Annotated in this window: 16 protein-coding genes and 2 tRNA genes; 6 read left to right on the plus strand and 12 right to left on the minus strand. The window is 24.6% G+C overall.

The window, feature by feature from the left end; genetic code table 11:
- Window positions 1-80 precede the first annotated feature (80 nt).
- From KHQ81_10785 to KHQ81_10795, 3 genes are all read left to right on the plus strand, one after another.
- Window positions 81-156, plus strand: a tRNA-Arg gene (locus tag KHQ81_10785).
- Window positions 157-353: 197 nt separating this feature from the next.
- The gene (locus KHQ81_10790) at window positions 354-527 is read left to right on the plus strand and encodes a nitroreductase family protein (GenBank protein ID QVK17337.1); all 174 of its coding nucleotides are present in this window, start codon (window positions 354-356) and stop codon (window positions 525-527) included.
- 191 nt (window positions 528-718) lie between these two features.
- On the plus strand, window positions 719-952 hold the full coding sequence (locus KHQ81_10795) for a nitroreductase family protein (protein ID QVK17338.1): 234 nt from the start codon (window positions 719-721) through the stop codon (window positions 950-952).
- 101 nt (window positions 953-1053) lie between these two features.
- Here the strand turns inward: KHQ81_10795 and KHQ81_10800 are convergent, their stop codons facing one another.
- The 5 genes from KHQ81_10800 to KHQ81_10820 all read right to left on the minus strand — a co-directional run bounded on the left by KHQ81_10800 (window position 1054) and on the right by KHQ81_10820 (window position 5670).
- A complete protein-coding gene (locus tag KHQ81_10800; GenBank protein ID QVK17339.1) occupies window positions 1054-2040 on the minus strand; it encodes a phosphotransferase in 987 nt (328 codons plus the stop codon).
- A 133-nt stretch (window positions 2041-2173) separates the two neighbouring features.
- Window positions 2174-2896, minus strand: a complete 723-nt coding sequence (nagB, locus tag KHQ81_10805; protein ID QVK17340.1) for a glucosamine-6-phosphate deaminase — start codon at window positions 2894-2896, stop codon at window positions 2174-2176.
- A gap of 2 nt (window positions 2897-2898) precedes the next feature.
- Complete coding sequence (gene nagA, locus KHQ81_10810; protein QVK17341.1) at window positions 2899-4050, minus strand: N-acetylglucosamine-6-phosphate deacetylase; 1152 nt, start codon at window positions 4048-4050, stop codon at window positions 2899-2901.
- A 104-nt stretch (window positions 4051-4154) separates the two neighbouring features.
- A complete protein-coding gene (locus KHQ81_10815; GenBank protein QVK17342.1) occupies window positions 4155-4865 on the minus strand; it encodes a GntR family transcriptional regulator in 711 nt (236 codons plus the stop codon).
- A 115-nt stretch (window positions 4866-4980) separates the two neighbouring features.
- On the minus strand, window positions 4981-5670 hold the full coding sequence (locus KHQ81_10820) for a DUF421 domain-containing protein (protein QVK17343.1): 690 nt from the start codon (window positions 5668-5670) through the stop codon (window positions 4981-4983).
- A gap of 107 nt (window positions 5671-5777) precedes the next feature.
- On the opposite strand from KHQ81_10820, the gene KHQ81_10825 reads away from it, so the two are divergent.
- From KHQ81_10825 to KHQ81_10835, 3 genes are all read left to right on the plus strand, one after another.
- A tRNA-Leu gene (locus KHQ81_10825) sits at window positions 5778-5864 on the plus strand.
- Window positions 5865-5985: 121 nt separating this feature from the next.
- Complete coding sequence (locus tag KHQ81_10830; protein QVK17344.1) at window positions 5986-6192, plus strand: helix-turn-helix transcriptional regulator; 207 nt, start codon at window positions 5986-5988, stop codon at window positions 6190-6192.
- A 65-nt stretch (window positions 6193-6257) separates the two neighbouring features.
- On the plus strand, window positions 6258-6680 hold the full coding sequence (locus KHQ81_10835; GenBank protein QVK17345.1) for a hypothetical protein: 423 nt from the start codon (window positions 6258-6260) through the stop codon (window positions 6678-6680).
- Window positions 6681-6772: 92 nt separating this feature from the next.
- Here KHQ81_10835 and KHQ81_10840 read toward each other — a convergent pair whose 3' ends face one another.
- The 7 genes from KHQ81_10840 to KHQ81_10870 form a co-directional block, all read right to left on the minus strand.
- Complete coding sequence (locus KHQ81_10840) at window positions 6773-8122, minus strand: hypothetical protein (GenBank protein QVK17346.1); 1350 nt, start codon at window positions 8120-8122, stop codon at window positions 6773-6775.
- 107 nt (window positions 8123-8229) lie between these two features.
- The gene (locus KHQ81_10845; protein QVK17347.1) at window positions 8230-8376 is read right to left on the minus strand and encodes a hypothetical protein; all 147 of its coding nucleotides are present in this window, start codon (window positions 8374-8376) and stop codon (window positions 8230-8232) included.
- Window positions 8377-8395: 19 nt separating this feature from the next.
- Window positions 8396-9013: a hypothetical protein gene (locus KHQ81_10850; GenBank protein QVK17348.1), complete on the minus strand. Its 618-nt coding sequence runs from the start codon at window positions 9011-9013 to the stop codon at window positions 8396-8398.
- Window positions 9014-9170: 157 nt separating this feature from the next.
- Entirely contained in the window at window positions 9171-10046 is an 876-nt protein-coding gene (locus KHQ81_10855; GenBank protein QVK17349.1) for a site-specific integrase, read from the minus strand.
- Window positions 10047-10147: 101 nt separating this feature from the next.
- Window positions 10148-11515, minus strand: coding sequence for a hypothetical protein (locus tag KHQ81_10860; GenBank protein QVK17350.1), 1368 nt, complete (start codon window positions 11513-11515; stop codon window positions 10148-10150).
- Between the two features lie 123 nt (window positions 11516-11638).
- Window positions 11639-12727 carry a DNA (cytosine-5-)-methyltransferase gene (dcm, locus tag KHQ81_10865; GenBank protein ID QVK17351.1) on the minus strand — a complete coding sequence of 363 codons (1089 nt, stop codon included), beginning with the start codon at window positions 12725-12727 and terminating at the stop codon, window positions 11639-11641.
- 18 nt (window positions 12728-12745) lie between these two features.
- Window positions 12746-12925 (minus strand): hypothetical protein, encoded by a 180-nt coding sequence (locus KHQ81_10870; protein ID QVK17352.1) that lies wholly within the window; start codon window positions 12923-12925, stop codon window positions 12746-12748.
- Window positions 12926-12969 lie beyond the last annotated feature (44 nt).

A 12969-nucleotide genomic window follows, 5' to 3' on the forward strand; every position in this document is an offset into this window, starting at 1 on the left:
CTGATTATATACTAAAAAGAATATTCTTACAATAAAATAATTGTTTATTTATTTTTCAATTTAGTATATAATAATAGCATGCGCCTGTAGCTCAAAGGATAGAGCATCAGATTCCGGTTCTGAGGGTTGTAGGTTCGAGTCCTATCAGGCGCGCCAATAGTAAAATAACTAGTGCTTCTAGAGTCCTTGAAACGGTTTATTTTAACCGTTTTTTTATATTAATTGTTAATTTTATTAACTTATAATTTAACTTTTAGTAACTTAATTTCATTTTTTAATTATGGTATACTTGTTTTTAGATGAAAAATCTATGAAAAGAACAACTATAACAACCATAAATGGTGGAGGGTAAAATGGAAATCAAAAAAGTATTTAAAAATCGTAGATCAGTTAGAAAATTTAAAAATATAGAAGTCAGTAATGAAATCATAAATGATATACTAGAATCAGCAACTACTGCACCGTGTACAGATTCATGCAATTACTATTTTGGTGTAATTACTGATAAAAGTGTTAAAGAAAAATAGCGAAGGAAACAGTTTATGCAGAATGGGATGCGGAAGCACCAGTAATATTTGAATGTTGTGCAAATATATCGTTTGATTTTAAAAATAAGAGTGCTGAAAGTTATACACATAAAGGGATTAAGTCAAGATATGGACAAGATATAACTGATTTTCTTATTAAACTAGATGATAGAAAGAAAGTGAAAACATTGATGCAGTCATCTCCTACCTATATTGCTGCTCAACATATTATATTAAGCGCAGTATCACATGGGCTTAAAGGTTGTCTAGTAGACTTTTTTAATTTAGAAAATATTAATAGGGTATTATATTTGCCTGATTATTTAACTGTTGAATTTATTGTACCAGTTGGATACCCAAATGAAAAAGGAAACCCAGTTAATGTTAATGATAGAAATAATGTCTTTTATAATCATTGGAAATAATATTTAAGGCTTACATAGTAACCATTATTATTATATCCAACAAATAATCATAATAAAAAATAAAGCTTACCAATTAAAAATGGTAAGCTTTTTGTTAATAGTTATTTATTTTTAATATCATTAAATAATTCTACATAATCAATATCAATAAAAGGAATATCATTGAGTATACGATATTCAGTAGACTCAATATATGCTTTCTGCCACGGATGAAATGTTTTTTTAGGATTACTTCTATAGACTGAACTTAATAAAATAAATTCACGTAGTCTAAAGAATAGTGGTAATTTATCAATCCATTCCACTAAAATTATATTTTCTTCAAGATATCCTTTCATAAATTGTTTAAACAATTCTATATTTGGTTCTTTATCCATATTCGCTGGGTCTCCACCAAGAAGGTAATAAAATAAATAAACAGCAATATCGTAGATGAACCAGTGATACTCAGCTTCATCAAAATCAATAATTGTTAATTGATCTTCATTATAAATAATATTCGCAAAATTATAATCTCCATGAACAAGACCAAAGACATCATTTGATTGCTGAAGTTCATTTAAAGAAGCTATTAAATCTTCCATTTTCTCTAAAATATCTTGATTTGGGATTACTTTATAAGCATCTTTTAAGTATTGATTTTCACTCCAATTTTCTCTTTGTTTATCATTCTTCATTGTCTTTGATATACGATGAATTTTACCTAATTGTTTACCTGCCATATAGTAGGTACTATCATTAGTTTTAAACTCAGTCCAAGTAAGTCCATTAGCTTTATCAAAGACGACTACAAGATATTCATTATGATCTGTTTTAAATCTTTCAATTAAATCACAATGAGGAAGTTTTATCCCTCGTACAACTGGTACATGATTCTCAACAAGCATCTCTAAAAATAATAATTCTGCTTCAATTTCTTTAACACTTCTGTGATTTACATCTGTAATTCTCATAACATACGAAACATTATCTTTCTTAAACTCATAGACAAAATTTTGGTAACCTCCCAATGCATTTAACGAATTGTTATCCACTTGATATCTAATAATTAACTTGCTTTTTAGTTGTTCAATTATATTCTTATTCATGTTCCCCCCCTAAAACTAATAATATAATTTATTATACCATAATAAATCACCTATTTTTTTCAAAAAAAACAAAAAATGCATTCCAGATGATTTAGGAAAGCATTTTATATATATAAAACTATTCAGTTTCATATCACAATTTAGAAGCAGCCTCTTCATCTACATAAACAGTAACATTATCATGCATTTGAAGCGCTGAGGCAGGACAACTAGAATCAAGTGGTCCTTTTACCATTTGATAAACAGCATCCGCTTTATTCTTACCTGATGCCACTAAGATAATCTTATTAGAATTTAATATATTTTGAATTCCCATCGTAACAGCATGTTTAGGGACTTCTTCAATTGATGCAAAAAATCTTGCATTATCACTTCTTGTTTTCTCATCTAATTTTACATAATGGGTTGTAGATTGAAATGAAGTTCCTGGTTCATTAAACCCTATGTGCCCATTACTACCAATTCCTAATATTTGAATATCAATTTGATTCTCTTCTAACATACGATTATATGAATCACATTCAGAATCAATATCAGAAATAGAACCATTAGGAATATGAATATTTTCTTGCTTAATATCGATATGTTTAAATAAATGTTTCATCATAAAATGATAATAGCTTTGTGAATGATCTTGATTAATACCATAATATTCATCTAAATTGAAAGTTTTAATATTTTGGTATGATGTATGATGGTTTTGATAATCTTTAATCATCTCATCATAAATCCCAATAGGAGAACTCCCTGTTGCTAGGCCGATAATAGAATTTGAATCTTCTTTTACTTGATTAATCACAGCTTCAGCTGCTGCTTTACTTAATGTTTCATAATTTTTAAATACTTTTACTTCCACAATTATACTCCTTTTTGATAAACTATTTTTCCTTTAACAATTGTCATCAAAATATCTAAATCTTTATCTAATATAACTAAATCAGCATCTTTACCAACTTCAATGCTTCCTTTTTTATCGTAAATATTTAATTTCTTAGCAGGATTTGTTGATGCCATTAATACTGCATCTTCTAAACTAATTCCTAAAAATTTTATTGAATTCTTTACCGCATCAATCATTTTTAACACACTACCAGCTAGCGTCTTATCAATTAGTCTTGCTTCATTATTTTCAACAAATACTTTTTGACCACCTAATTCATATTCACCATCTTCTAATCCTTTAGCACGCATTGAATCAGTAATTAAAGTTATATTTTCTTTACCCTTATTATTATAAAGTAATTCTACTGCTTTAGGATGTACATGTATTCCATCTACAATCACTTCAGCGTTTAATTTTTGATGTAAAAAACTTCCTCCAACAACACCAATTTCACGGTGGTGAATACCTGTCATCGCATTAAAACAGTGGGTTACAGAACAAGCTCCTTCTTCAATCGCTTGAACTGTTTCTAAGTAATTAGCTTTTGTATGTCCAATTGAAGCAATAATATTATTTTCTTTACAAAAACGTATTAAGTCATAGCCCCCTTCTGCTTCAGGTGCTATTGTTACGATTTTGATATGATTACCACTCGCTTCTTGATATTTTTTAAATTGAGCGATACTAGGATTGACAATATATTCTTTAGGTTGAGCTCCACATGCTTTTTCATTAATAAATGGACCTTCAAGATGAACCCCTAAAACTTCAGCTCCACTAGAATCTTTAAGTTTCATATACTCATTAACATTTTGAAGCGCATCAGTAACTACAGTTTCTTTTTGTGTCATTGTCGTTGCTAAGAAACTAGTTGTCCCCTCTTTTACCAAGGTAGTAGACATGTTACGTAAACTATCAATACTACTATCCATTACATCAGATCCATTAGCTCCATGTATATGTTCATCAATAAATCCAGGAACAACAATAACATCCTCATTAAAACAAATTCCCTCAATCGCTTGACTAGAACTAATACGTTTAATCTTCCCATCTTCAATTTCTATATTGCCATTCAAATATCCTTGAGGTGTTAATAATTTCACATTTTTTATTCCTTTTAGCATCCTATTCCCTCCTATCTAATTTATCTAATCCTATTATATACTATTCAACTTATCTATACAAGTGATTAGACAAGTAAAAATAAAAAAACTACCCAAAAGGTAGTCTATCTTACTGCATGTTGTATAAATCGATATTGGTCTGCTCGATAATAAGACTTTACATATTCAAAAGGTCGTCCATTATCTAAAAAAGAATTTAATGAGATATGTAAAACTGGTGCAGTTTTAGATATTCCTAAATAATCAGCGATTTCATTTGTTGCTAGCCTTGCTTCAATTGTTTGAATACTGTAATTAATTTTTAAATGTAGTTCTTCTTCTATATACTGATAAAAGGATCCATCCATGATATCTTCATTAATTACCTTAAACAAACGATAGGGTACATACAATTGTTCAAATAATACAGGAATATCATCACCATAACGTATTCTTTCAACTAAATACACTAATTCATCTTTATTCAAAAATAATTTAGCACTCACTTCTTCATCTGCTGGTATTAAATCTATAGATATAATTTTATTGGTTACCTTACGGTTCATTTGATTCATTTCCTCTGTAAAACTGATTAACCCTTGAATCTTTTTATCAATCTTTACTGAATTAACAAATGTACCTTTCCCTTTATGCTTATACACATAACCTTCATTAACTAAATCATTCAATGCTTGTCTAACCGTCATCCTTGAAACATTATATTTTTCTTTTAATTCATTTTCACTCGGAATCATATCCCCTTGTTGTAATAAACCATTTTTTATTTGATGTTTAATATCATTTTCAATCACTTGATATATCGGTATATTCTTCATATTATAACCTCTCTAATCTTAGAACTATTAATCTTCTCATACTTGTAATATTACCATATCAACATCCAATAAGTAAAGACTTCCTAATATTGGAAGTGATTAATACAAGACTTAATCAATTTTTAATATCTACAAATAAACTTCCATCAGGTTGTAATTCTGCATAAAACACATCTTCTACTTTATCTATTCCATGATTGTGAAGTTGTTCATATAACCAATCATAAGATAAATTCAGTTCTTTCATATTTTTTCTAACAATAAAACCAGAAATAATTATTTGAGTAGGCATATATAATTGTGGTTCAGGTATAATATCTATATCTTTTTTAATTAAGGCTTGTTTATCTGGTTTTTTTAGAATAGTCAATTCACCATTCGGTTCAACAATCGCATAGTCAATATCCATGATTGAAAACACATCTTTTTCTCTCATTAAAGTCAGTAAATTATCCATATCTAGTCTTAATTTTTTTAAAGTCTTATGTTGTAGTTCACCCTTTTTTATCACAATAGATGGTTCTCCATCCAAAAAAACACGTGCTTTAGGAAACTTTATGACAAGTACATCAACCACATAAGTTAATAAACACCACCAAATTAATGATGATATCGTTTGAACAAAATCTTCACCTTCTAATGTAACAATATTCGCCGCAATAGACCCAATCGTTATCCCAGTAATATAATTAAAAAAAGTTAATTGAGACATTTGTTTTTTTCCCAAGGATCTTGTAAGTAATAAGAGGACTAAAAAAGATAATGTTGTACTTAAGAGTGCCTGTATCAAATAATTTCCATTCATGTTATCACCTTCAATTTATTTTTTACACACTTTTCCAATATATTCATCAAAAAAAAATGTAAAACCTGTTTACATTTTTTAAATCAAAGTGTATAATGTAAAAGCATGCCAGCGTGGCGGAATTGGTAGACGCAGTGGACTCAAAATCCACCGGAGTCAAATCCTTACGGGTTCGAGTCCCGTCGCTGGTACCATGATTTTAAGACTACCTCAACACACGTCCGTTTAACGGACATCATAAGTAAATTATATACTATGATTTCTTATAAATCAACTATAATTTACAAAAAATTTAATTGAGGGAGGTATTTTTAAATGAGACTAAAACAAATACGAAAAAAATTAAATTTAAAACAAGAAGATATTGCAAAAATTATTAATTTAAAACGCAATAACATATCAAGAATAGAAAATGGAATACAAACATTAAATAATGAACAAATAGTTGAAATATGTAAAACATTAAAAATATCAGCAGATTATCTTTTAGGATTAGTTGATGAAAACACAGAAAATGAATAACACAACTTAGAAAGTCATCACGAATGACTTTTTTTTATTTACAAAAGAAAGGAGGATAATTAAATATGAAATTCAAAAAATTAACAACTAAAATTGATTTAAACGAATTAAGAAAATGTCAATTAAACTTAACTAAAATTTATAAACCTGATCTTTATTATTATTCATATAAATACGAAACTACTATAGACAACATACTTAATATACGTAGTCATATTTTAAATGCTAATCAATTTAATTTAATATTACTAATAATCAATAATAATGATCAAGATATATTTAATAAAGACATTAGCCTATTAACCTATGAACGCCCTTATCAATTAGAACATATAGAAAAAATAGATGAAGATATTTATTATTGCAATATTTTTTTAGACGAGATAAACTATATAGAAAATAAACTTAATCCAGATCAAATAGAAATAATAAAAAGAACTGACATGAAAATAGATAAAGAAAACACATCAAAAGTTATTCCATGGTAAACTAAAGGTAGAGACTAAACTCTACCTTTTTTTTTATATTACTGTTAATAATTAAAATTACTAAAATAATCATTCTTAATTTAATAAATTTTTTATTTCTTTATCATCAGGTAACTGACACTATATCCCCAAAAAACTTTTTTTATAATATGATTTATTTCATTATCATTAAATTTACATCTAGATAAAAACATAGCATAAGTCAAATACTCTAATATTTTAATATCAAATATTTGAAATTGATCAAATTGTGTATCATAATTTTCATGAACAATATCATTTCTTATATCACATACTTTTTTAGCATAAGAAAATAAATCATCATAATCTAAATACTTATACTCTAAAGTACCCTCTATACATTTTTTATATTTTTGTAAACTATTTATAATTTTTTCAATAGTTTTAACTCTTTTACCAATATTTCCAATTACACTTTTAGCATCTAATAAACATTTCTTCTCATTTTCATTAAAATAGTCACAATTGATTTCATTAATCTTATTTAATAAAATTTTTTTTATACCTTTCAAACTAGAATCTTTATGGTTTTTTGTATTATCATATATTTTATTGTATTCACTTTCAAATGCAGAAAAAATTAAAAAATATCTTATGACGTCAATATCAAATAAGTCATCATATTTATTAGGCAAATGTTTTACATAAAAACATTTATCATCTACAAGAGTTTGAAAGATATCAGAAATATGATTATTTGTTAGTAAAAAACTAGCATTATATGAAGAACTAGAAATTACATCATTACTTTCTATATTTGCATACAAATATCCTATTTTATTTTTTTCATTATCATCAATTCCTTTTAAAATTATTTTATTAAAACTAACATTTTTTCTATATGACATCATTTGTAAAAATTTTAATACAATGTCAAAAATTTGAAATGATATATCTAAATTACTAATTTTATTTAATTGAAAATTTAAAATAGTATTTAGTTTTAAATCACTTCTTATACCATCTTTCAAAATATTTCCAACACTTATACTTGATTTGATTCTAATATCTTCAAGATAAAAATTAAAATCCAAAATATCTATTGACTTATATAATAAATCTTGATTTTGTATACCTTTCCTTTTATTAAACCAAAAATAATCAATTGGACTAATGTAATCAGTTAAATAATTTGACTCAAAACTAATTTCTTTGAAATTTTTAATACCATATGATCTAATATAGTATTTTAAAATAAATTCAATATCATTATTACAGTAGTGAGAATATTTTACATTAGCATAAATAATTTCTGAAGTTACTTCTTCGATAATTGTTATATTAAAATTATACTTAAAAATATACTGTCGCATATATTTTCTATCCGTTTCATTGTCTATACTTACGGTGATTCTAAATTTATCAAATACAATATGTGATGTTATATTAAATTTATCTTCAAAATTAATTTTAGCTTTCATATTTCACCTCAATATAATATATTATTTATCAAAATTAACATTTTAAAAAATGAATAACTTTTCAGATTAACATAATTACAATTATAAGAAGATAACAAAATAGTTTCTTAATCTTGTTCAATTAAAGAATTATATATCAATTCAATAAAATGTTCTGGTTTTAAAGGAACTATTGAATTATCAATTTTAGATTTTTCAACAACATCAAACCATTTTTCAATTGCATCTTGTATTAAGTCACATTTTTCACACATAAAATTATCTCCTTAAGTTTTATTTATTATCTTCTTTTAATTTTAATAATAAATCAGTTTTCTTTAATATCATTGGAAATGAAGGTATCAAAAGAGAAACAATATAATCATCAAATAAATTTACATTTTTCATAATTGCAAATATTACCATATAACAAAAACATACAATATATAACATTGTAAATATTATATAATAAAAATAAGCACAATAATTTTTGTCATATTTTTCCTGATACTTTTCCTTAGTTTTTAAACAATAGAAATGAAAAGTAAATAAAATTAACATTACATATAAATTAATTATATATAACTCTTGTATATATAATCTAAATATTCCATAAAAAATAACAAAGCATAGTACTGTAAGAAACAGCCTTAAGATAATATGTTTTTGTATATTAGTAGTAATTTTTTTTGCACACATATAAATTAAGTTATACATTTTATTGTAATAATTAAGTATTAGAAGTGCTATATATAAAAATATTATAAGTAATAAAAGCGCAGTTAAATATTTTAAATCATCACCAACTAAATTATTGATATCTTTTACGAAAAACAACCAAAAAAAGAATAAGTATATTATAGAATGCTTTGATAATATTTTGTTATACCATTTATTTTTATTCTTAAACATAAACTCTTCCCCCAACCTACTTGAAATAATAATCGAAATACTATAATTAATAATAATATATATTATAATTTTTAGATTAATTAAATTATAACACGAAAACTAGGCTTTTCACCTAGTTTTTTTTAACTAATATCAAATTATTTCAACAAAAATTTTATTATGAATATAAATTATGACTATGTTTCTCGTAATCATTTTTCAAATGCTTAAAAGACATATGAAGATATATTTCTGTAGTTTTTAATGATGTATGTCCTAATAACTGTTGCAAAGATACCAATGAACCACCACTTTCAAGAAATAATGTCGCAAATGTATGACGTAACATATGAGGATGAAATTTTTCAATTTTACAATATTCTTTAATTCGATTAAATAAACTCCTAATATTATCATAATTATAATACTTATAAGTTCTATAATTCCATAATAAATATTTACGTTCAGGTAATAATGATATATATTTTATCATTAATTCTTTAGTTAAATGAGTAAAAAATACAATTCTTTCTTGTTTAGTTTTTGTCTTAGTTAATAAAATCATATTATTATCAAAATCAATATTATTAATTTCAATATTTAATAATTCATTATTTCTTACTCCAGTATCCAATAATAAAAATATAATTAATTTTTCAGATAATTCTACTGGATTATCATCATTAAATCTTAACATAAAAGTAATAATTTTTCTTAAATCACTTTCTTTTACTAAATCAAATCGTTTTTTATCTTCTTTTAATTTTTCTAAATTAAATAAATAATCATTATTAATATTATTAAAATAAAATACTCTTTTTAATAGATTAATTTTTTTATTTAATGTAATATTTTTACAATTATTATGATTCTTAAAATATAAAATCATTTGATTTATAGCCAAATCATCAATATCTTCAATTAATACAACTCCTTTCATCTTAAAATAATTCAACATCGGTTTTAAATGTTTACATTCATATTTATAAGTATTAATACTTTTTACTAATTCTGAATGTAATAAATAATTTGTTACTGCATTTTCTAATAACATATACTTTCATCCTTTCATAAAAATAAAAGGTAGTGCAAACTACCCTTCATAATTATAAAATACATTGTAGTCCATAATACTGCAGCTGCACAATGAACATCTTAGTTATTTTCATGTAAACTAAAAACTATTTTATCCGTTTGAGATTGATTAAAAACATTTTGATAAGTTGTATAATAAATTTCATTGTATTCTTCTGTAAAATCTTCATTTATTTTAACTTCAGGCTTAATTAAATTTTGAGAATTATAATATCTTTGTTTATTTAATCTATCTAAATACTCTGTTTCAGATAAATTTTTTATTGATTTCATTAAATAACCTGCAAGATATGTAATAACTCTATCCTTATCCTTAATTTCTTCAATATCTGATTTTCCATATTTCCATATTTTAATACCTTTTCCATATCTTCTTTCATTTATTTCATAATCATAATCTAACCAAGACGGAATTTCATATAAAAACTCACTAGGTAATTCATTCATTAATAAATGAAAATGAATATTACCAATAGTTTGATATTCTGGAACACCTAAATAATATAAATCTAACCCCTTTTTTTTCATTTTCTTTTTCAAATTATCTTTAAAAGAAGTGAATTTTTTAATACATTCTTCATAATCTTTAGGATCCTTTACATATATAAATTTTAAATTACAATCACTTGTATCACGAGTATCATTATAATGTAAATGTAAATCCTTTTGTTCATACTCAGCGAATGTTAGAGTAACAAACATTTTAAATTTATCTAAATTACAGCGAGCATAATCAATAATATATTCATAAGATCTACTACAAGAACGTCTAATTTTATCAACTGTTGGAGTCGGAATTGATTCATCTAATAATAAATATTTCAAAATTGTTTCGTCACTTAAATCTGTTTTATCTTCATTAAGTAATGATTCATCATGATTAAATGCATATTCTAACAATCGTTTATATTTTCCATAATAACCTATTTTTATATTTTCACCTAAAACTACATTATTTTCAAAAACATCTTCTTTCAATGAAGTTAAGTCTTCTGATAATAAATCATATTTTTCATTATTAACTGCATAGTCATATAATCGATTATAACGTTCCTCAATATATTCTAAATAATCATGATTATATAAACGATTATATAAACGATTGAAAAGAATATCATCTATATTTCTTATAAAATAACGTGCTTGTGAAGTTAATTGATTATACCAATTGATTGTGCCAACTTCTAAAGTTTTAAATTCACGATATAATGTGTTATTGTCATATTGATATATTGGTTTATCATATTGAATTAATTCTACAAAATTATCACCAAGCATACGTTTTTTAGATTTAATCTTTATTCTAAACATTTGAACAACAGCACTTTTATAATTTGACGTCCAAATCTCATTTTTAAAAAATTTAAAATGTTTAGGTAGATTTACAATATCTTTAGATGTAGTAGTTAAACTTTCATGAAGCAACATACTTACACCTCTTTTTTATTCAAATTAATGCATTGATTTTTATTTTAACGATAATATGTCCTTATTGACAAGTAATATAAAATACACTATAAAGTTTAATTTGTCAAGAATTATTTTTAAAAACTATATAAATTCATACATAGATAATTGATATGTAGATCGATCTATAAATAATTTATAAAATAATTTCTCTAAAACTGAAACCGGAATACTATTACCAGCTAATTTATATAATTGATCTCTTTTAAAACCATTTTTAACTAACACTTCATAATCTTTATCATCAAAACCTTGAAGTCTTAAACATTCTAAAGGTGTTAAGTACCTCAATCTATAATCATCATCAACAACAGTTAAATTATTATTACATGTTATTGTTTGACAATATTGTTTACCAACTCGTCCACGTCTAGTTTTTGAATTACTATAAGCTAAATTAATACAATCACCAGGATAAGCATAATCATATCCTTTTTTAGTTGCTTGATACACCTTTATAAGTCCTGGGTTATTCCAACGTTGCATTTTAGTTGTAATAGAATAACAAAAATTATCTATAATTTTCACCTTACCAATTTCAACAGCTTTTAACATAGAAGGACAAATATTATAATAGTATTCATCAACATCAGTTTCTAAATAATCAGATAACCTTTTTTCTAATTTCATTATTAATGGAAATTCATAAGGAAAATTAACATCATTTCTAATAGATACACAATAAACCCTTTTACGATTTTGAGGTAAATTATAATCTAAAGAATTTAAAACTTGATAATAAGATGTATATCCAAATTGAATTAATTTATTTAAATATTTACGAAAATTGTATAAGTTATTAGATCTAATTGCTTGAGGTACATTTTCCCATATAATATATTTTGGTTTAACTTTTTCAATTATTTTAACAGAATACCACATTAAACTTGAACGAGTTCCTGTATTTTCTTCTCCACCTTTATGTTTGCCAGCAATACTAAAATCCTGGCAAGGTGAACCATGAACAATTAAATCATAATAACCTAAATCTAAAATATTAACCTTTGTTATATCACCTAAATTTTTATCCCTTGATTCATTATGTATTAAAGAATATGCTTTGCTTGGAATAGGATCACATTCACAATAATTAACTAATTCAAAATCTATATCTATATTACTTAAAGCTTTTTCAAAAGCACCAATACCACTAAATAAAGACAATACTTTCATGTTATACCACCTCTAATACTACCAATTAAAATTATTTTCTTCCCCTGTAATATTTTCATCTGCTTCATCTTCAATAATTACTTCTTTAGATTTATCAAAATCATTAACAGCATTCATTCGATATAAATCGTTTTGATCTCGTTCATGATTAATAAACTTGAATAACTTTCTTATAATTAATAAATATGTAATTAACATTGATATTGTAATACCAACTAAAAAATATATTATTTCTCTTATAA

It is taken from the genome of Mycoplasmatota bacterium (genome assembly GCA_018394295.1).
Taxonomy (GTDB): Bacteria; Bacillota_I; Bacilli_A; order Haloplasmatales; family Haloplasmataceae; genus JAENYC01.